Annotated in this window: 18 protein-coding genes; 11 read left to right on the top strand and 7 right to left on the bottom strand. The window is 67.5% G+C overall.

Annotated elements, in window-relative coordinates; all coding sequences use genetic code 11:
- The first annotated feature begins 134 nt into the window (after positions 1 to 134).
- From NS334_RS10990 to NS334_RS11010, 5 genes are all read left to right on the top strand, one after another.
- Positions 135 to 800 carry a hypothetical protein gene (locus NS334_RS10990; RefSeq protein WP_058756003.1) on the top strand — a complete coding sequence of 222 codons (666 nt, stop codon included), beginning with the start codon at positions 135 to 137 and terminating at the stop codon, positions 798 to 800.
- Positions 801 to 848: 48 nt separating this feature from the next.
- Positions 849 to 1,592: a trehalose-phosphatase gene (gene otsB / locus NS334_RS10995; protein ID WP_058756004.1), complete on the top strand. Its 744-nt coding sequence runs from the start codon at positions 849 to 851 to the stop codon at positions 1,590 to 1,592.
- A complete protein-coding gene (locus NS334_RS11000; protein WP_058756005.1) occupies positions 1,589 to 3,373 on the top strand; it encodes a glycoside hydrolase family 15 protein in 1,785 nt (594 codons plus the stop codon). The genes otsB and NS334_RS11000 overlap by 4 nt, the downstream gene beginning before the upstream one ends.
- Positions 3,370 to 4,755, top strand: coding sequence for an alpha,alpha-trehalose-phosphate synthase (UDP-forming) (gene otsA / locus NS334_RS11005; RefSeq protein WP_058756006.1), 1,386 nt, complete (start codon positions 3,370 to 3,372; stop codon positions 4,753 to 4,755). Before NS334_RS11000 ends, otsA begins: the two co-directional genes overlap by 4 nt.
- A gap of 82 nt (positions 4,756 to 4,837) precedes the next feature.
- The gene (locus NS334_RS11010; RefSeq protein ID WP_058756007.1) at positions 4,838 to 6,058 is read left to right on the top strand and encodes a GGDEF domain-containing protein; all 1,221 of its coding nucleotides are present in this window, start codon (positions 4,838 to 4,840) and stop codon (positions 6,056 to 6,058) included.
- Here NS334_RS11010 and NS334_RS11015 read toward each other — a convergent pair.
- The 3 genes from NS334_RS11015 to NS334_RS11025 all read right to left on the bottom strand — a co-directional run bounded on the left by NS334_RS11015 (position 5,998) and on the right by NS334_RS11025 (position 10,755).
- On the bottom strand, positions 5,998 to 7,134 hold the full coding sequence (locus tag NS334_RS11015) for a mechanosensitive ion channel family protein (RefSeq protein ID WP_083500415.1): 1,137 nt from the start codon (positions 7,132 to 7,134) through the stop codon (positions 5,998 to 6,000). The two genes, NS334_RS11010 and NS334_RS11015, sit on opposite strands and share 61 nt — an antisense overlap.
- Before the next feature lie 64 nt (positions 7,135 to 7,198).
- The gene (locus NS334_RS11020) at positions 7,199 to 8,848 is read right to left on the bottom strand and encodes a long-chain-fatty-acid--CoA ligase (protein WP_342585548.1); all 1,650 of its coding nucleotides are present in this window, start codon (positions 8,846 to 8,848) and stop codon (positions 7,199 to 7,201) included.
- A gap of 107 nt (positions 8,849 to 8,955) precedes the next feature.
- The gene (locus tag NS334_RS11025) at positions 8,956 to 10,755 is read right to left on the bottom strand and encodes a peptide MFS transporter (RefSeq protein WP_058756009.1); all 1,800 of its coding nucleotides are present in this window, start codon (positions 10,753 to 10,755) and stop codon (positions 8,956 to 8,958) included.
- A 124-nt stretch (positions 10,756 to 10,879) separates the two neighbouring features.
- Here NS334_RS11025 and NS334_RS11030 point away from each other — a divergent pair, with 124 nt between their 5' ends.
- The 3 genes from NS334_RS11030 (at position 10,880) to NS334_RS11040 (ending at position 12,359) form a co-directional block, all read left to right on the top strand.
- Positions 10,880 to 11,458 (top strand): nitroreductase family protein, encoded by a 579-nt coding sequence (locus NS334_RS11030; RefSeq protein WP_058756010.1) that lies wholly within the window; start codon positions 10,880 to 10,882, stop codon positions 11,456 to 11,458.
- A 43-nt stretch (positions 11,459 to 11,501) separates the two neighbouring features.
- Positions 11,502 to 11,858, top strand: a complete 357-nt coding sequence (locus NS334_RS11035; RefSeq protein WP_058756011.1) for a GntR family transcriptional regulator — start codon at positions 11,502 to 11,504, stop codon at positions 11,856 to 11,858.
- 90 nt (positions 11,859 to 11,948) lie between these two features.
- Entirely contained in the window at positions 11,949 to 12,359 is a 411-nt protein-coding gene (locus tag NS334_RS11040; RefSeq protein ID WP_153002713.1) for a hypothetical protein, read from the top strand.
- Between the two features lie 47 nt (positions 12,360 to 12,406).
- Here NS334_RS11040 and NS334_RS11045 read toward each other — a convergent pair whose 3' ends face one another.
- Positions 12,407 to 14,077, bottom strand: a complete 1,671-nt coding sequence (locus tag NS334_RS11045; protein ID WP_058756013.1) for an acyl-CoA dehydrogenase — start codon at positions 14,075 to 14,077, stop codon at positions 12,407 to 12,409.
- Positions 14,078 to 14,150: 73 nt separating this feature from the next.
- On the opposite strand from NS334_RS11045, the gene NS334_RS11050 reads away from it, so the two are divergent.
- Positions 14,151 to 15,041, top strand: a complete 891-nt coding sequence (locus NS334_RS11050; RefSeq protein WP_058756014.1) for an L-threonylcarbamoyladenylate synthase — start codon at positions 14,151 to 14,153, stop codon at positions 15,039 to 15,041.
- 140 nt (positions 15,042 to 15,181) lie between these two features.
- Here NS334_RS11050 and msrA read toward each other — a convergent pair whose 3' ends face one another.
- Complete coding sequence (gene msrA, locus NS334_RS11055; RefSeq protein WP_058756015.1) at positions 15,182 to 15,721, bottom strand: peptide-methionine (S)-S-oxide reductase MsrA; 540 nt, start codon at positions 15,719 to 15,721, stop codon at positions 15,182 to 15,184.
- A 70-nt stretch (positions 15,722 to 15,791) separates the two neighbouring features.
- On the opposite strand from msrA, the gene galE reads away from it, so the two are divergent.
- Entirely contained in the window at positions 15,792 to 16,790 is a 999-nt protein-coding gene (gene galE, locus NS334_RS11060; RefSeq protein WP_058756016.1) for a UDP-glucose 4-epimerase GalE, read from the top strand.
- 171 nt (positions 16,791 to 16,961) lie between these two features.
- On the opposite strand, the gene NS334_RS11065 is transcribed toward galE, so the two are convergent.
- Positions 16,962 to 17,660, bottom strand: coding sequence for a phosphatase PAP2 family protein (locus NS334_RS11065; protein WP_241491917.1), 699 nt, complete (start codon positions 17,658 to 17,660; stop codon positions 16,962 to 16,964).
- Positions 17,657 to 18,508 carry an ABC transporter permease gene (locus NS334_RS11070; RefSeq protein WP_058756017.1) on the bottom strand — a complete coding sequence of 284 codons (852 nt, stop codon included), beginning with the start codon at positions 18,506 to 18,508 and terminating at the stop codon, positions 17,657 to 17,659. The genes NS334_RS11065 and NS334_RS11070 overlap by 4 nt, the downstream gene beginning before the upstream one ends.
- Before the next feature lie 63 nt (positions 18,509 to 18,571).
- On the opposite strand from NS334_RS11070, the gene NS334_RS11075 reads away from it, so the two are divergent.
- On the top strand, positions 18,572 to 18,817 hold a 246-nt coding region (locus tag NS334_RS11075; RefSeq protein WP_241491918.1), incomplete at its 3' end, for a GcrA family cell cycle regulator.

The raw sequence follows: 18,817 nt of genomic DNA on the forward strand, positions 1-18,817 counted from the left end.
TGACGAATGCGGCGCGGATGGCCTTGCCCGATTCGCCTCACCGCATCTCCGGCACGGCGCGTCGTCCCCGTCTTCCCCGGCGGCACCGCACCATGGAAACGCCGCCCGTTCGCGTCTTGAAAAGGGGTTCCACGATGCGCCTGCGCCCGCTCGCCGCCATGATCGCGGTGTCCCTTCTGGGCGCCGCCTGCTCGCGCACGCCGCCGGCGCCGCCGCCCCCGCCGCCGCAACCGGTCGTCACGATGATCCGCTCGCCGCTGCCCGCCGGCGCGCGGCCGGGCATGATGATCCCGGCCCGTCTGCCCGATGGACGCTGGGCGACCCCGAACGTCGGCCTGTCCCCCTCGGGCACGCTCTGGCACCTGCGCGCGGCGCTCAACGTCGCGGTGCTGGCGTGTCACGGCGCGCAACAGCCGGAGATGGTGAACCGGTACAACGCGCTGCTCAACACGCGCAAAGCCGTGCTCGCCAACGCGCAGACCGCGCTCCAGCAGGAATATCGCGCGACACGCGGCAAGGAATGGGAGGATGCGTTCGATGACCAGATGACGCGCCTCTACAATTTCTTCGCGCAGGATTTCGCGCATGCCGGCTTCTGCGCGGCGGCGCAGGACGCGCTCGGGGCGGTGGCACTGGTCCCGCCAGAGGAACTGGGCGCCTTCGCCGCGCAGCGATTGCCGCTGCTGGAACAGCCGTTCACCGACTTCTTCGCGGCCTATGATCGCTGGCGGTCCGGCATGCTGGTGCGGGCACCGGATCCGGTCGTCGCCGCCCCGGCGACGATCCCGATCGCCGGCTGATCGTTGCGGCATTGCATCGAAATGCCGGGCGCGTGAGTTGAAGCGCGCATGACCGTTCTCGCGCCGCCGCCATCCAGCCTGTTGACCGACGCCAGCCTGTTCCTCGATTTCGACGGGACGCTGGTCGAGATCGCCGACACGCCCGATGGCGTCGCGGTCGGCGCGGAGGTGGCGCCGTTGTTGATGCGGCTGGCGGATCGCCTGTCCGGGCGGGTCGCGATCGTCACCGGGCGCCCGGTGCGGGAAGTGCGCGCGCTGATCGCCCCCGCCACGCTGCCGGTCGCCGGCAGTCACGGGCTGGAGATCGCCGCCGTCGATGGCCACATCGAATCGCCCGAACGCCCCGCCGCGCTCGACGCCGCGCTGGCGCGGGCGCACGCCTTCGCGACGGCGCATCCGGGCTTGCTGGTCGAGGACAAGCCGTTCGGGATCGGGCTGCATTATCGCCGAGCGCCCGACGCCGCGCAGGCCGTGGCGGAGCTGGCGGAACAGCTCGCCGCCGCGCATGATCTGCATGTTCAGCATGGCAAGATGGTCGCCGAACTGCGGTTGCCGGGACGCGACAAGGGCGCGGCGATGACGTTGCTGATGACGGAACCGGAGCGCCGCCGCACGGTTCCGGTGTTCGTGGGGGATGACGTGACCGACGAGGCCGGCTTTGCCGCCGCCGCCGCCATGGGCGGCGCGGGCGTGCTGGTCGGCCCGCCGCGCGACACCGCCGCAACCTATCGGGTCGACAGCGTGGCCGACGCGCTCGTCTGGCTCGACCAAGCGTGCAGGGAGGTGACATGACGACGACGCTGGATCTCTGGCCGATCGGCAATTGCCAGGTCAGTGCGCTGGTCGACCGCGCCGGACGCTTCGTCTGGGGGTGCGTGCCGCGCGTCGATGGCGATCCCCTGTTCTCGGCCTTGCTCGGCGGGGAGGATCCGCAGGGCGGCTATTGGGGGATCGCGATCGAGGACAGCGTCTCGGTCGAACAGGAATATATCCGCAACACGCCGATCCTCGTCACCACGCATCGCGACGCGCATGGCGGCGCGGTCGAGGTGATCGACTTCTGCCCGCGTTTCCAGCGCGAGGGGCGCACCTATCGGCCGGTCGGCTATGCGCGGATCGTCCGCCCGATCGCCGGCAGTCCGCGCGTCCGCGTCGCGCTGCGCCCGACCTGCGGCTGGGGCGGCGGATGCCGCGAACAGATCGGCGGGTCGAACCATCTGCGGCTGCTGCTCGACACGATCGCGCTGCGGCTGACGACGACCGCGCCGATCGCGATGGTGCAGGGCGAACATGCCTTTCGCGTCGAACGGCCGCTGCATTTCTTCCTCGGGCCGGACGAGAGCTTCCAGGGCGATCTCGCCAGCACCGTCGACCTGATGCTCTATCGCACCACGCAGGAATGGCAGGGCTGGGTGCGCGGCCTCGCGGTGCCGCTGGAATGGCAGGAGGTGGTGATCCGCTGCGCGATCACGCTCAAGCTGTGCCAGCATGAGGAAACCGGCGCGATTGTCGCCGCGCTGACCACTTCGGTCCCCGAACATGCCGGGTCGCAGCGCAACTGGGACTATCGCTTCTGCTGGATCCGCGACGCCTATTATACCGTACAGGCGCTCAACCGGCTCGGCGCGCTGGACGTGCTGGAGGGGTATCTCGGCTATCTCCGCAATATCGTCGACGGCGCGCGCGGCGGGCATATCCAGCCGCTGTACGGCGTGCTCGGCGAAGCGCATCTGCCGGAGCGGATCGAACAGTCGCTGCCCGGCTATCGCGGCATGGGTCCGGTGCGCGTCGGCAACCAGGCGGCCGAGCAGATCCAGCACGACGCCTATGGCCAGATCGTGTTGTGCTCGGTTCACGCCTTCTTCGACCATCGCCTGTTCCGGCTGAGCGGCGTCGAGGATTTCGAGGCGCTGGAACGCGTCGGCGAGCGGGCTTGGGCCTATTACGACCAGCCCGACGCCGGCCTGTGGGAGCTGCGTACGCGCCAGAGCGTCCACACCTATTCCAGCGCGATGTGCTGGGCCGCATGCGACCGCCTCGCCAACGCCGCCGAGCGGCTGAAGCTGGACGAGCGCCGGCAGTTGTGGGCCGAGCGCGCGCAGGTGATCCGCGACCGGATCGAAAGCGCGGCCTGGCGCGAGAATACGCGCCGGATGTCGGCGACGTTCGGTGGCGACGATCTCGACGCCAGCGTCCTGCAACTGCTCGACCTCCGTTTTCTGGAGGCGGACGACCCGCGCTTCCTCGACACGCTGGTCGCGATCGAGAAGGGTTTGCGGCGCGGCTCGACGATGCTCCGCTACGATACCGAGGATGATTTCGGGCTGCCGGAGACCGCGTTCAACGTCTGCACATTCTGGCTGATCGAGGCGCTTTTTCTCACCGGGCGCACTGACGAGGCGCGTGTTCTGTTCGAGGAAATGCTGACGCGCTGCACCGCCGCCGGGCTGCTGTCGGAGGACATCGATCCGCAAAGTGGTGAATTGTGGGGAAATTATCCGCAGACCTATTCGTTGGTCGGCATGATCAACTGCGCCGCCATGCTCAGCAAACCCTGGAGTAGTATCCGTTGAATCGCCTGATCGTCATCTCCAACCGTGTGACCGCGCCGAAAGGCTCCACCGCCGGTGCGCAGGGGGGATTGGCGGTCGCGCTCGCCGCTGCGCTGCGTGATCGCGGCGGCATGTGGTTCGGCTGGTCGGGCGAGCAGACCGATCAGTTCAACGGCCATATCAATTTCCAGCGAAATCAAGGTGTCACCACCGCCACGGTCGATCTGGAGGAGCAGGACGTCCAGGAATATTACGACGGTTATGCCAACCGGACGCTTTGGCCGCTGTTCCACTACCGCATCGATCTTGCCGAATATGAGCGTGATTTCGCAGGGGGTTACAAGCGCACCAATCAGCGTTTCGCGGACACCGTCCGCCCGCTGGTCGAGCCGGACGACGTGATCTGGATCCAGGACTATCACATGTTCCCGCTCGGCGCGGAGCTGCGCGCGCGCGGATGCGACAACAGGATCGGATTTTTCCTGCATATTCCGTGGCCTCCACGCCGCCTGCTGGGGACGTTGCCCAATGCGCAGGCGCTGGTCGAATCGATGTTCGCCTACGATCTGATCGGTTTTCACACCGAGGAGTGGCTGGAATCGTTCTGCGATTTCGCGCGTCACGATATGGGCGCCGTGATCGAGGGCAATATCGCCCGGCTCGGCGACCGGCACGTCGAACTGATCGCTTGCCCGATCGGTATTGACGCCACGGAGTTCGCGGCCATGTCGCAGAGCGTGCCGGCACGGCTCGCCTATCGCCGGATGCGGGACAGCGCCGACGGGCGCGACATGATCGTCGGCGTCGACCGGCTCGACTATTCGAAGGGGCTGGAAGAACGTTTTCTGGGTTATGAGCGCTTCCTCAACGAGCATCCCGAGGAGCGCAAGGAGGTCTTTCTGCTTCAGGTCGCGCCACCCAGTCGTGTCTCGGTCGAAAGCTACCAGCGCATCCGCCAGTCGCTCGAAGGGCTCTCCGGGCGGATCAACGGTGCCTATGCCGATGTCGACTGGGTGCCGATTCGCTATGTCAATCAGGGTTATCCGCGCGATCAGCTTTCCGGCATCTATCGCGCGGCGAAGATCGGACTGGTGACGCCGCTGCGCGACGGGATGAACCTGGTCGCGAAGGAATATGTCGCGGCACAGGATCCGGAGGATCCCGGTGTGCTGGTGCTGTCGCGCTTCGCGGGTGCGGCGGAGCAGATGACCGACGCGCTGCTCGTCAATCCGTACAGCGCCGAGGAGGTGTCCGATGCGCTGTACCAGGCGCTGCGGATGCCGCGTCAGGAGCGGGTAAGGCGCTGGGAAAAGCTGATGGCCGGAGTCCAGGAACAGGACGTCACCTGGTGGGCGGAAACGTTCCTCCAGGCGCTAGAAAAGGCGGATATGACGGTTAACTGACGCCGGCTTCGGCGGGCGCGGTTCCTTGTGATCCGCTGTTGTCAGGCGCGCCTCGTTGTTGCACCCGGCCATCGTCAGGACGATGACGGCGGGACAAGGGCGGCAGGGTGGCGTGACCGGAGCTTTATACGCGCTGATCGTGAATGTGTGCATCGCGCTCCTGTTCGCGGCGTCGTTCGCCGTGGTGCGCGCTTCTTACCCGCAACAGCGCGCCTCCATCGTCTTCTGCATGACCTATGCGTGGGGGACGCTGACGCCCCTGTCCGAACTCGCGGTCCATTACACGCCGCAGACGTTGTTCTTCGTCGCGCTGAGCTATGGCAGCTTCACCGTGTCGATGTTGTGCTTCCTGGCGGGGGTCGCGTTGATCGCCGAGCGCCCCCTGCCAGCCTGGCTGATTCCGACGCTGGCAGCCGCTGCGCTTGTCGGGCGGGTGGGAATCTGGAACGTCTCGCGCGACACCTTGCTGTTCGGCGTGGTGTTTCAGGCACCCTATTACATCATCTTCGTCATCAATACCGCCATCGCCGCACGCGCCGCGCGCACCAGCCGCGATCCGATGTGGCTGTTGCTGGGGATCATCTTCGCTGCCTCGGCGTGCTATTTCATGGCCAAGCCGTTCTTCGCGGCGGCATTCGGCTTCGGTGACGATCCGCGCGCCTATGCCACCAGCGGCTATGCCCTGTTCTCGCAGGCGGTCGGCGGCCTGTTGATGGTGATGTCGGGGCTGGCGGTGCTGCTGATGATCATCCGCCTGGCGCTCCGCTCGTCGCAGGAGGCCTCGGAGACCGACACGCTGACCAATGTCGCCAACCGGCGCGGGTTCGAGCGGCAGGCGGCGGCGATGCTGGCGCAGGCGGAGCGCGACGGAAAGCCGTTGGCGGCGATCATGTTCGACCTCGACCACTTCAAGCGCGTCAACGATTCGTTCGGCCACGCGACCGGCGACGGTGTGCTCCGCGCGGTCGCGCAGGCGGCACAGCGCGCTCTGCCTGACACCGCGTTGATCGCGCGGCTGGGCGGCGAGGAATTCTGCGCCTTGCTCGACCGGACGACGTTGCGCGGCGCGGCGCTGGTCGGGCAGGCGATCCGCGACGCGGTGGCGGAGATCGACCCGCACCTGCCGCGCGTCACCATCAGCGGCGGTATCGCGCAACTGCGGCCCACCGATACGCTGGTGACGCTGCTCGATCGCGCCGATCGCCGTGCCTATGAGGCGAAGGCGAACGGCCGCGACCGTATCTATCCGTTGCTGTCGCTCGATCGATCGGCGGAGCCCGAGGAAGGCCCGCTGTTGCTATAGCCTGCCAGTTCGACGTGATTGCGCTGCCGGAACAGCGCCTCGGGCATCTCGGCGCGCATATATGTCAGCAACGCTTCACGTATCTCGCACCGCAGGTCGAAGGCGGTCGAGGCGTCCTTGGCGGTCATCAACCCGCGTAGTTCGACCGATCCGTCCGCCTTCACGTCCGTCACCTGCAGGTTCCAGAAGCGCCCGTCCCAGCGATTGCTGGCGGTGACGATCTCGCCCAGCTTGACCCGCAGCCGCTCGACATCGGCGCCCGCATCGACATACCAGAACACGCTGCCGAGCAGCGCGCTCGACTGCCGGGTCCAGTTCTGGAAACTCTGCTCCAGGAACTTCGACACGGGCACGACCAGCCGCCGCTCGTCCCAGATCTTGACGACCACATAGGTCAGCCGGATCTCCTCGATCCGCCCCCATTCGTTGTCGATGATGACCACGTCGTCGATGCGGATCGGCTCGGTAAAGATCATCTGGAAGCCGGCGATCAGATTCTTGAGCGCCGGCTGCGCCGCCGCGCCGACCGCCAGCCCCGCCAGTCCCGCCGATGCCGCCAGCGTCACGCCCAGGCTGCGCACGCTGGGGATCGTCATCAGCATCGTGCAGATCGTGACCAGCAGGATGATCGACACGAAGATCCGCTGGAAGATGCCCAGTCGCGTCCGCCGTCGGCGCGCCCGCAGATTGTCGGCCACGCTGATGTCGGCATGGCGGATCATCACGTCGGTGACGGTGCCGACCGCGACGATCGCGCACCAGCCCATCAGGCCTGGAACCAGCAGCGCCGCGATCCGGCCCCATAAGGCCGCTTGACCGCGCGTCAGGTCCAGCGCGGGCTGCACCGCCGCCAGCGCGATCGCCAGCATCAGCCAGCGCAGCAGCTTGCGGATCCGCTCCACGAACAGCGCGCTGGCGCTCTCGGGGCGCGCATGGGTTGCCCGGCGCGCGACCCAGATGACGATCCGGTGCAGCACCAGTGCGAGCGCGAGCACGCCGACGACATACAGCAGGTCGACCAGCCACCCTGGCCAGTCGTGCAGCCACCTTTGCGCGGTCCTGCTCAAGTCCGCCATCGCCCCTCTCACGTTCATGATGTGATGGCGGTGAAACGAGGGGGCGGGGCGGGGTGTTCCGACGTCAGGCGTCGGCGGGCAGACGATAGTCCTTCAGCTGCGCGCGCAGCAGCTTCTTGTCGATCTTGCCGGTCGCGCCCAGCGGGATCGCCTCCACCACCAGCACGTCGTCAGGCATCCACCAGCGGGCGATCTTGCCGTCGAGGAAGGCGAGCAGCTCGGCCTTGTCCGCCGTCTGGCCGGGGGCGACCTGGACCAGCAGCACCGGGCGCTCGTCCCATTTCGGATGCGGCACCCCGATCACGGCGGCGAGCGCGACCGCGGGATGGCCGACCGCGATATTCTCGATCTCGATCGAGCTGATCCACTCGCCGCCCGACTTCACGATGTCCTTCGCGCGATCGGTGATGTGCATGTAACCGGCGGCATCGATGGTCGCGACGTCGCCGGTGTCGAAGAAGCCGTCCGGGTCCAGCACCGCGCCGCCCTCCGCGTCTTCCTCGCCGCGGAAATAGCCGCTGGCGACCGTCGCGCCGCGGATCAGCAGCCGCCCGGCGGTCTGGCCGTCACGCGGAAGGACGCGACCCGCATCGTCGACCAGCCGGAAGTCGAGCCCGATCTGCAAGCGGCCCTGCATCGCCTTGCGCCGCACCTGCTCGTCATAGGGCTGCGCCAGCACCTCGACCGTGGGCGAGGAGAGCGTGGCGAGCGGCGACGTCTCGGTCATCCCCCAGCCCTGGATGACTTCGACGCCGTAGTCGTCCTGATAGGCGCGGATCAGCGATTCGGGCGGCGCGGCGCCGCCGATGACGACGCGGTGCAGGGTCGAGAAGCCGCGCCCCGTGCCGCGCAGATACTGGAGCAATCCCTGCCAGACGGTCGGCACGGCGGCGGAGAAGGTGACGCCTTCCTGCTCGATCAACTCGTACAGCGATTCGCCGTCCATGCGCGATCCGGGCAGCACCAGCTTGCTCCCGGCGGCGGGCGCGGCATAGACGACGCCCCACGCGTTGGCATGGTACATCGGCACCACCAACAGCGTCGTCTCACGCTGCGTCAGACCCAGCGCATCGGCCTGAAGGCACATCAGCGTGTGCAGATAGTTGGAGCGGTGCGAGTAGAGCACGCCCTTCGGATTGCCGGTCGTGCCGGAGGTGTAGCACAGCCCGCACGCCAGCCGCTCGTCGAACCCGCCCCAGACGGCGGTGCCGGCGTGCTCCGCGATCCAGTCGTCGAACGCCACCGCCGGAAAGTCGAGAGTGGGCATCTGTACGGTGTCGCACAGGAACACGATCCGCTCGATCGTCGGCACATCACGCGCCAGTCGTGCGGCAAGCGCGGCGAAGCCGGGATCGACGAACAGCAGCCGGTCGCCGGCATGGTTGGCGATCCACGCGATCTGGTCGGGGAACAGGCGCGGGTTGAGCGTGTGGAGCACCGCGCCGATGTTGGTCGCGCCGTACCACGCCGCCATGTGGCGGGCGCTGTTCCAGCCGAGCGTCGCGACCCGGTCGCCCGGCGCGATCCCGGCGGCGAGCAGCGCGTCGGACACCCGGCGCGCGGTGTCGCGCAGGTCGCGATAGTTGGTGCGCGTGACCGAACCGTCCGCCTCCCGCGACACGATCTCGCGATCGCCATGCCATGTCGCACCGTGATCGAGGAAGCGATCGACGGTCAGCGCGCTGTCCTGCATCAACCCGAACATTCCGGCCATCGCTCTCCCTCACGCCCAACCAAGAACGGCGGCGTCTCCGTGGGGGAGATCGCCGCCGTCGGTGCTGCCAGAAGCGACAGGCTTTGTCGCGTGTCGATTGATGTCAATTATTGCACGCCGTGCATCCACTTGCGGATGATCGGGGAGAGCAGCAGCAACAGCCCGCCGACGCCCGCCGCGACCAGTCCGATCGTCCAGAACACACCGTTATAGGTGTCCAGGCTGACCTTGAGATTGGTGACCTGTCCGCCGACCGTCTCGACGCTGGCGACCTGCGCCACCACGCCGGCGACATATTGCGCGACCGACACCGACAGGAACCACACGCCCATCATCAGCCCGACGACGCGCGCGATCGACAATTTCGTCACCATCGACAGGCCGACCGGCGAGATGCACAATTCGGCGACCGAGTGGATGAGATACAGGCCGGCCAGCCACCAGATCGCGACCTTGAAGTCCGGGCTCGCAAACCGTCCGCCCCAGACCAGAAACAGGAAGCCGAGCCCGACGAGGATCAGCGCGATGCCGAACTTCACCGGGATCGACGGTTCGCGACGCTGCGCCGCCAGTTTCGTCCACATCGCCGCCATGATCGGCGCGAAGACGACAATGAAGAAGGCGTTGAAGAACTGCGTCTGCCCCGCCGACAGCGAGAACAACCCGAACACCGACAGATCGGTATTGCGGTCGGCGTAGAGCGTCAGGCTCGATCCCGCCTGCTCGAACAGGGTCCAGAACACCACGTTGAACACGATCAGCGTCATCGCGGCCAGCATCATCTGGAATTCGACGCGCGATCCCTTCGCATAGGACCAGATCAGGATGCCCGGCACCGCGATCAGGAAGGTGCCGAACAGCAGCTTGCCCATCAGCGGCAGCGCCAGCACGTAACCGACGATCCCGGCCCCCGCGACCGGCTCCGGCGCGTTCATCAGGTTGGTGAACAGCAGATAGAAGAGCGGCACGCCGATCAGCGCGGCGGCATAGATGCCCATCGCGCGATCCTTCTGGCCCGGCTGGACCGGCGGCTCGCCATAGCCGCTGAGCCGTCCGCCATCGAACTGGATCAGCGACCACGAAATCAGCATGCCGAGCGCGGCGAGCCCGAACCCGGCCCACCAGCCGACCATCGTCGCCAGCAGCGGGCAGAGCAATTGCGACAGCAACGAGCCGAGGTTGATCCCCATGTAGAAGATCGTGAAGCCGGTATCGCGGCGTCGGTCCCCGGCCGGATACAGCTCGCCGACCATCGTCGAGATGTTGGGCTTGAAGAAGCCGTTGCCGACCGACACCATGCAAAGCGCCAGCAACATCAGCGTGACATGGAACGCGCTGCGCTCGCCGTCCGACTGGAAGCCGCCCTCGGCGATGACGCGCTCGGGCTGCCCGCCGGCGTTCAGCAGCGCGACGGTGCCGTCGTCATTGCCCTTGATCGCCAGCCGCTGCGCGCCGTCGACGACGTAGCGAGTCTCCGCCCCGGCGGCGTTCTTTTCGATCGCCACCTCGTACCGCTGGCCGTCGATGGTCGCGAACGGCCTGGCCGTCTCGCCCCCGAAGCAGAGCGTGAAGTAACCGATCGCCATCAGCACCGCGCCGAACTTCACCGCGCGCTTCGACCCCAGATACTGGTCGGCCAGATAGCCGCCGATCAGCGGCGTCAGATACACCAACGCCGTGTAGCCGCCGTACAGCCCGGTCGCGGCGCGATCGCCGAACAGGAAATGCTGCGTCAGGTACAGCGTCAGCAGCGCGCGCATGCCGTAGAAGCCGAACCGCTCCCACATTTCTGTCGTGAACAGCCGCGCGAGCTGGCGCGGATGGCCGAACCACGTCGCCTCCTTCGTGGGGTTTACGTGGCTGATGTCCGGTTCGCGTGGCGAATCGGCGGTCGGGGTATCCACCATGAGGGGAAGGCGCTCCTGAAAACTTTCGATGGCCCCTCGTGGGGCGCGACACAATGTTGCGCGCGAGACTAACGCCAAACCGGCCGCTGTAAATATCCTGTCACATGGCGTATCGGCACGCGCGATGTTCAACGATCGCTCCACCCCGCTCTCGCTCCTGTCCACGCGCCGTTCGGGCAAGCCGCGCGATCTGGTCGCGCCCGGGCCCGGCCATGACGAGATCGTCGCCATGATCCGCCTTGCCGGCCGGACCCCCGATCACGGCAAGCTCGCGCCGTGGCGGTTCGTGATCGTCGGCGACGACCGGCGCGACGCGCTCGCCGCATTGCTGGTCGACGCCTATCGTGCCGAACGGCCCGAGGCGGGGCGGCTGGAGATCGAGGCGATGGATCAATTCGCGCGTCAGGCACCCGCACTGGTCGTGGCCTTGTCGTCGCCGCGCACCGACAGCCACATTCCGCTCTGGGAGCAGGAATTGTCGACGGGCGCGGCGTGCATGAACCTGCTCCATGCGGTTCATGCGCATGGCTATGCCGGCGGGTGGCTGACCGGCTGGCCAGCCTTCTCCGATCGCGTTCGGGACGCGTTCGGACAGGCGCCGGAGCGGATCGCCGGATTCATGTTCATCGGCACGCCGGGGCGCCCGCTGGAAGAACGCCCGCGCCCGGACGAGGAGAAGCTGTGGAGCGACTGGCGGGGTTGAGCGCCACGCTCGACAACCGGCCCACATGCTGTATTAAGGCAGCATGGCAGCGCTCAGCAACGACGACTCGCCGGTCTATCTCCGGTTGCGCGGCACGATCGCGGCGGCGATCCTGCGTGGGGACTTCACGGCGGGTGACCAGCTTCCCTCGGTCCGGGCGCTCGCCGCCGAACATGGCGCGAACCCGCTGACCGTCGCCAAGGCCTATCAGAGCTTTCAGGACGACGGCTACGTGGAGGTACGGCGCGGGGTCGGCATGTTCGTGCTGCCCGGCGCGGCGGAGCGGCTGCGCACGGTCGAGCGCGACGATTTCCTCGCGCAGCAATGGCCCCGTATCCGGGAACGGATCGAACTGCTTGGGCTGGACGTGGTCACGCTCCTGGAACGCGTTCCCGCCTGACGCTTTGACCGCATGATGCGCGCGACCCTTCTTTCCCTGACGCTCGGGCTGTCACTGGCGGCGTGCCAACGCGCGCCCGAACCTGCGCCGATGCCGACCGCTACGACGGTCAGCCCGACGCCGACGCCTCCGGCGCGTGTCGCGGCGGATCTGACCCGGTACATCGGCGAGTATCCGACTGAGGACAACGACGCCGGGCCCAGCTTCCTGCGCCAGCCGGTCGTCCGCACCGCCGTCGCCCGGATCGTCCCCGATGCCGCGGTCCGCGATCTCGTGCTCGGCAGCGACGTCACCGCCACGCCGATCGCGGTGGTGGAGGGCAAGCTGCTCGCCTTCGGGTGCGAGCCGCACAATTGCGGGCCGCACAATTGGGCGATCGCGATTCGCGAGGACGGCACCGATCCGGCGGTGTGCTATTACGATCAGGACCGCCGCATCGCGCGCTGGTATCCCGAAAACGCCGCCCGTGCCCCGACGAACGGCTGTCCGTCGGGGGAGTAAGGCACTCCGTCATTGCGTCGCTACGCTCGAATTGACGGCGACAAGGATCAGAACGCGTCCGCCGGTAACGCGTACAAAACCGACGCATCGGCGTTCGCCGCCGCTTCCAGCCCCAGCGCCTCCGGCACGATCTGGTCGAGGTAGAAAGCCGCCACGGTCCGCTTGACGGCATCCGCCTCGGGCACCCGCGCCTGACGCTCCATCAACCAGCCGCACGACGCGACCGACAGCATCGTCAGGAACGGATAGCTCGCCGCCTGCCGGTCGTCATTGCCCAGCCCCTGCAAGCGTCGTCCGACGCTCTCGCACGCGTCGATCAGCCGTACCAGCGTCGCATGCTGCGCCTCCGCGCGCATGTCGGCGATCAGGTCCGCGAACGCGCCACCGTTCGACAGTGCCAGCTTGCGCCCGACCAGATCGGCCGCCTGAATGCCGTTGGTGCCCTCGTAGATCGGGGTGATGCGTGCCTCGCGGAAATAGCGCGCCGCGCCCGTCTCCTCGATATAGCCCATCCCGCCGTGGATCTGGACGCCGAGCGAGGCGACCTCGTTGCCGAGATCGGTGGCATGCGCCTTGGCGAGCGGGGTCATCACTTCCAGCCGCTCTTTCGCGCGCGCATCGCCCAGCGTCGCGCGATCGACCTGCCCGCACGCGTAATAGACCAACGCGCGCGCCGCCATCGTCTGCGCCTTCATGCGCAGCAGCATCCGGCGCACGTCGGCATGTTCGACGATCGCCGCCGCCTTGCCCTCGCGCGCACCCTGCACGCGGTCGCGCGCATAGGCCGCCGCCTTCTGCGTCGCCCCTTCCGCGATCTGCACGCCCTGCAGGCCGACGTTGAGGCGGGCGTTGTTCATCATCGTGAACATCGCGCGCATGCCGCCGAATTCGGGGCCGATCAGTTCGCCGACGCAATCGTCATGGTCGCCGAACGACAGCACGCACGTCGGCGAGGCATGCAGCCCCATCTTGTGCTCGATCGACACCACGCGCACGTCGTTGGGCGTCCCGTTCAGCCGCACCTTGGGTACGAGGAACAGCGAGATGCCGCGCGTGCCCGCCGGCGCGTCGGGGGTGCGGGCCAGGACGAGGTGGACGATGTTGTCGGCCATGTCGTGATCGCCGAAGCTGATGAAGATCTTCGTCCCCTTGATCGAGAACGTGCCGTCGCCGCGCGGGGTGGCGGTCGAGCGCAACGCGCCGACGTCGCTGCCCGCCTGCGGCTCGGTCAGGTTCATCGTGCCGGTCCATTCTCCGGTTGCCAGCTTCGGCAGGTACGTCGCCTGCTGCTCGTGCGAGCCGTGATGCGCCAGCGCCTCGATCGCGCCTACCGTCAACGTCGGGGCCAGCGCGAACGCCATGTCGGCGGTGCCCAGCGTCTCCAGCACCGCCGCCTGCACCACGAACGGCAGGCCCTGTCCGCCCCAGGCCTCGTCGACGCCGATCGTGCCCCAGCCACCCTCGACATAGGCGCGATACGCGGCGGCATAGCCGTCCGGCATCACCACGCCATCGGGCGTCCATTTCGCACCCACCGTATCGCCGATCTTGGCCAGCGGCGCCCATTCCCCGGCCGCGAATTGCGCGACGCCGTCGAGCACCGCCTCGATCACGTCGGGGCTGGCGGCGGCGAAGCGCTCGGTGGCGGCGATCTCGTCCAGACGGACGACATGATCGAGCACGAAACGCTGGTCGGCTGTGGCGGCGGCGAAGGGCATTTCTCTCTCTCCTGTCCTGCCGCTATAGCTGCTGGGGATGAACGCTCAATCCCCCGTCATTCGACGTTACGGCATGGCCGCGGTGCAGGAGGCGGCGGCGCTGATTCGTGCCGGCGGTATCGTCGCGGTGCCGACCGAGACGGTGTACGGACTCGCCGCCGACGCGCGCGATTCGGCGGCGGTCGCGCGGATCTATGCCGCCAAAGGGCGGCCGAGCTTCAACCCGCTGATCGTACACGTCCTCGATGTGCCGGCGGCCGAGCGGATCGCAGTGTTCGACGATGATGCGCTCGCACTTGCGGCGCACTTCTGGCCGGGGCCGCTGACATTGGTGCTGCCGGTACGCGCGGACGCGGGAATCGCCTCGCTCGTGACCGCCGGGCTGGACACGATCGCGATCCGCGTGCCCGCGCACCGGGCAATGCGCGCGCTGCTGGAGGCGTCGGGCGCTCCACTCGCCGCGCCGTCCGCGAACGCGAGCAACGCGATCAGCCCGACGAAGGCGGAACATGTCGCCGGGAGCCTAGGCGTCGCGGTGCCGTTGATCCTCGACGATGGCGCAACCGAGGCGGGGGTCGAATCGACGATCGTCGCCGGGCGGACGATCCTGCGTCCGGGGCCGGTGACGGCGGAAATGCTGGCGGAGGTGCTGCCGGTCGCCGCCGGCGCCACCGCGCATGTCAGTGCCCCCGGCCAACTCGCGACACACTACGCGCCCCGCAAACCCCTGCGTTTGGACGCGGATGCGCGCGACGGTGACGAGTGGCTGATCGGCTTCGGCACCATTGCGGGCGACGACACGCTGTCGGCGGCGGGTGATCTGGGAGAAGCGGCGGCTCGCCTGTTCGACGCACTCCACCGCGCAGATGCGAGCGATCATGCGAAGATCGCCGTCGCGCCGGTACCGGATGTCGGGGTAGGCGTCGCGATCAACGACCGCCTCCGCCGCGCCGCGCACCGGTAGGGAGCCGTCGCCCCTGCGCAGGCAGGGGCCTATCGCTGTCGCGTCGCGCGCACCGGCAAACAAGCGCATGGCGCGCATGTGTCAGTCGTAGCCAATACACGAAGCAAACATAGGCCCTTGCCTGCGCAGGGGCGCCAGCTTTACGCCGTCACCGCCTTGCTGCGCGCCGCGAAGCTCTTGCGCAGCTTCTGCAACTTCGGCGGGATCACCGCGAGGCAATACGGATTGCGCTGCCCCTCGCCGTCCCAATAATCCTGATGATAGCCCTCGGCGGGATACCAATCCGAAAACGGCTCGATCGTGGTCACGATCTTGCCCGACGCGCCTTCCTGTGCGCGCGCGATCGCCTGGTTCGCCTGCTCCTCCTGCATCACCGTTTCCGGGAAGATCGCCGAGCGATATTGCGTGCCGACGTCATTGCCCTGCCGGTTCAGCTGCGTCGGGTCGTGCGTCGCGAAGAAGATGTCGAGCAGGTCGGCATAGCTCACCTGTTCGGGGTCGAAGCCGACGCGGATCGCTTCGGCATGGCCGGTGTCGCCGCCGCATACCTGCTTGTAGGTCGGGTTGGGGACATGCCCGCCGATATAGCCGCTCTCGACGCTTTCCACGCCGATCACGTCCTTGAACACCGCCTCGGTACACCAGAAGCAGCCGCCGGCCAGCGTTGCGTATTCCGTCATGTAAATCGTCTCCTTTGCGTCTCATGTAGGAAGCCGCTAGGCGGCGGCAACGCTATCGGGGAGTTCGGGCATGACGTTGAACGGCAAGGTGATGGTCACGGGCGGCGCCGGTTACATCGGCAGCCACGCGGTACTGGCGTTGCTGGATGCCGGATACCAGGTCGTGGTGGTCGACAATCTGGTCACCGGCTTCGACTGGGCGGTGGACGAGCGCGCGGCCTTCGTGAACATCGCGGTCGAGGACCCCGGGGTGCGTGACGTCATCCGCGCGCATGACGTCAAGGCGATCATGCACTTCGCCGGATCGGTGGTGGTGCCCGAATCGGTGAGCGACCCGCTCAAATATTATCGCAACAACACGGCCGCGACGCGTAGCCTGATCGAAAGCGCGGTGGCCGAAGGCGTGCCGCATTTCATCTTCTCCTCGACCGCAGCCACTTATGGCACGCCGGAACGGGTGCCGATCGCGGAGGGCGATCCCAAGGCGCCGATCAACCCGTACGGCATGTCGAAGCTGATGACCGAGTTCATGCTGCGCGACGTCTCGGCGGCGCATCCGATGAACCACTGCTGCCTGCGCTATTTCAACGTCGCGGGCGCGGATCCGGAGGGGCGCAGCGGACAGTCGACCGTGGGGGCGACGCACCTCATCAAGATCGCGGTCGAGGCGGCGACCGGCAAGCGCGACGGCGTCGGCGTGTTCGGCACCGATTTCGAGACACGCGACGGCACCGGCGTGCGCGATTACATCCACGTCAGCGATCTGGCCGAGGCGCATGTCGCCGCGCTCAAGCTTCTGGTCGATCGGCCGGGGGAGAGCCATGTGCTCAATTGCGGGTACGGACGCGGCTTCTCGGTGCTCGAGGTGCTGGATGCGGTCGATCGGGTTACGAACCTGACGATCGAACGCAAGCTGCAGGGGCGGCGTCCGGGCGACCCGGCGGAGCTGGTCGCGGACAATAGCGCGATCCTGAAGACGATCGACTGGACGCCGAAGCGCGACGATCTGGAAGGCATCGTCCGCGACGCGCTGGCGTGGGAGCGCAAGCTGGCCGAACGGCAGGGCTGAATTCTCCCCTATCCGTCACCCCCCTTTCTTGCCGTCACCCCGACGAAGGCCGGGGTCGAGTTAGGAAGGCCATCGTAACGAAGCGCTGAGCGCCGTTATGCATGTTCCGCGACTGGACCCCGGCCTTCGCCGGGGTGACGGGACAGGGCGGGGGACTGACAACGAAATGGATTATCGGCTCGCCGCCAACCGCCCTCGCAGTGTCGCGGCGATCCACCACCACAGCGCCGCCCAACCGGTACCGGCGCACCAGCCCGCCAGGACGTCCGACGGCCAGTGGACGCCCAGATACACGCGGCTGACGCCGATCGCGCCGACCAGCACGACGGCCAGCCCCAGCACGTAACGCCGTACCGCGCGCCCGTGCGTCACCTGCGCGACCAGCCCGGCGAGCGTCAGATAGGTGATCGCGCTGTTGGTCGCATGGCCGCTGGGAAAACTCAGCCCCGTGACCTGCACCAGATGATCGACCAGTTCCGGGCGCGGCCGTCCGACCCAATATTTGGCCTGGCCCGCGATCGTCGTGCCGGCGAGCGTGGCGACCGTTACCAGCGCGGCGGTCAGCCACATGCGCCGTACCAGCAGCAGCCCCGCCACGGCGGTGACGACGCAGGTCAGGATCGTGCCGCTGCCCAGCGCGGTGATGTTCACCATCGCCTCGTGCAGCCACGCCGGTCCGATCGGCTGCGCCGTATCGCCCTGGGTGCGCAAGCCCAGCATGATCGCCCGGTCCCACACGAACGGCCCGCCCCGCACTTGCAGCGCCAGCAGCGCCGCCGCGATCAGCCCGGCCAGCGCCAGCGCGATCCACGCCGCGCGCGGGGCAGGGGGTGTGGTGCGCGGCTCGGCGATTGGCAGCGCGTCGCTCAACTCTTCAGCTTCCACCCGCGCCGCAGCAGGGTGTAGCAGAGCAGCCCGAGCACCACGTCGATGCCGAGGATCACGATGCTGCCGGTCAGGATGGGCGAATCGGCGGTGCCGAGGAAGCCGTACCGGAAGCCCGAGATGACGTAGAAGAACGGGTTCACATGGCTGAAGGCGCGGAACGCGGGCGCGAGGTGATCGACCGAATAGAAGGTGCCGCTGAGCAGCGTCAGCGGGGCGATCACGAAATTGGTGACCGCCGCCGCGTGGTCGAACTTCTCGGCCCAGATCGACGTCAGCACGCCCGCCAGGCTGAGGAACACCGACCCCAGCAACCCGAACCACAGCACCGCCCACAGATGCCGTGGCGTGACATGGACGCCCGGCCATAACGACATCGCCAGCCACACGGTCGCCCCGACGCAGAACGCGCGCGTCACCGCGCCGCCGGTCAGCGCGGCGAGCAGTTCGGCGGTCGACAGCGGCGGTTGCAGGTAATCGACGATCGTTCCCTGAATCTTGCCGACCAGCAGCGAGAAGCTGGCATTGGCGAAGGCGTTGTTGAGCATCCCCATCACGATCAGCCCCGGCGCGATGAAGTCGGCGAACGACACATCGACGCCGCCGACCTTCACTGGGCTGCGCGCGCCATTGGCGACGGTGAAGATCACCAGGAACATCAACGTCGTGATCGCCGGCGCCCAGATCGTCTGGAGCTGCACCTTGAAGAAACGGCGGACCTCCTTCACATAGAGCGTTCGCAGGCCGCCCCAATTGACGTTCCGGATGACCGGGACGCCGGGGGCGTTTCTGATACCTGACGGAATTTGTCCGATGGGGGGATGGCTGCTCATCGCAAAGGCAGGTAACTGCTGCCGCCGTCGCCCGCAACCGGAACGCGAACGAGGAAGACGACCATGTCCTGGACCGACGAGCGCATCAGCACGCTCAAGACGATGTGGGAAGGCGGCCAGACCGCGAGCCAGATCGCCGAAGCGCTGGGTGGGGTCAGCCGCAATGCCGTGATCGGCAAGGCGCACCGCCTGGGCCTGCAATCGCGTCCCTCGCCGGTCGTCAGCAAGGAAGAGGCACGTCTCGCCGCCGAGAAGGCCGCCGCCGGCAAGGCTGCTGCCGCCCCGGTCGAGGCCGCCGCGCCCCCGCCG

The sequence above is a fragment of the Sphingomonas endophytica genome (assembly GCF_001476895.1).
In the GTDB taxonomy this organism is placed as follows: domain Bacteria; phylum Pseudomonadota; class Alphaproteobacteria; order Sphingomonadales; family Sphingomonadaceae; genus Sphingomonas; species Sphingomonas endophytica_A.

What these genes read in the sequence shown, in the direction of transcription:
- NS334_RS11020 (WP_342585548.1), bottom strand. Translation starts at nt 8,848, where the DNA reads ATGGCCGGAATGTTCGGGTTGATGCAGGACAGCGCGCTGACCGTCGAT.
- NS334_RS11025 (WP_058756009.1), bottom strand. Translation starts at nt 10,755, where the DNA reads ATGGTGGATACCCCGACCGCCGATTCGCCACGCGAACCGGACATCAGC.
- galE (WP_058756016.1), top strand. Translation starts at nt 15,792, where the DNA reads ATGACGTTGAACGGCAAGGTGATGGTCACGGGCGGCGCCGGTTACATC.
- otsB (WP_058756004.1), top strand. Translation starts at nt 849, where the DNA reads ATGACCGTTCTCGCGCCGCCGCCATCCAGCCTGTTGACCGACGCCAGC.
- NS334_RS11000 (WP_058756005.1), top strand. Translation starts at nt 1,589, where the DNA reads ATGACGACGACGCTGGATCTCTGGCCGATCGGCAATTGCCAGGTCAGT.
- NS334_RS11045 (WP_058756013.1), bottom strand. Translation starts at nt 14,077, where the DNA reads ATGCCCTTCGCCGCCGCCACAGCCGACCAGCGTTTCGTGCTCGATCAT.
- NS334_RS11035 (WP_058756011.1), top strand. Translation starts at nt 11,502, where the DNA reads ATGGCAGCGCTCAGCAACGACGACTCGCCGGTCTATCTCCGGTTGCGC.
- NS334_RS10990 (WP_058756003.1), top strand. Translation starts at nt 135, where the DNA reads ATGCGCCTGCGCCCGCTCGCCGCCATGATCGCGGTGTCCCTTCTGGGC.
- NS334_RS11070 (WP_058756017.1), bottom strand. Translation starts at nt 18,508, where the DNA reads ATGAGCAGCCATCCCCCCATCGGACAAATTCCGTCAGGTATCAGAAAC.
- NS334_RS11030 (WP_058756010.1), top strand. Translation starts at nt 10,880, where the DNA reads ATGTTCAACGATCGCTCCACCCCGCTCTCGCTCCTGTCCACGCGCCGT.
- msrA (WP_058756015.1), bottom strand. Translation starts at nt 15,721, where the DNA reads ATGACGGAATACGCAACGCTGGCCGGCGGCTGCTTCTGGTGTACCGAG.
- NS334_RS11010 (WP_058756007.1), top strand. Translation starts at nt 4,838, where the DNA reads ATGACGGCGGGACAAGGGCGGCAGGGTGGCGTGACCGGAGCTTTATAC.
- NS334_RS11040 (WP_153002713.1), top strand. Translation starts at nt 11,949, where the DNA reads ATGCCGACCGCTACGACGGTCAGCCCGACGCCGACGCCTCCGGCGCGT.
- NS334_RS11050 (WP_058756014.1), top strand. Translation starts at nt 14,151, where the DNA reads ATGGCCGCGGTGCAGGAGGCGGCGGCGCTGATTCGTGCCGGCGGTATC.
- NS334_RS11015 (WP_083500415.1), bottom strand. Translation starts at nt 7,134, where the DNA reads ATGGCGGACTTGAGCAGGACCGCGCAAAGGTGGCTGCACGACTGGCCA.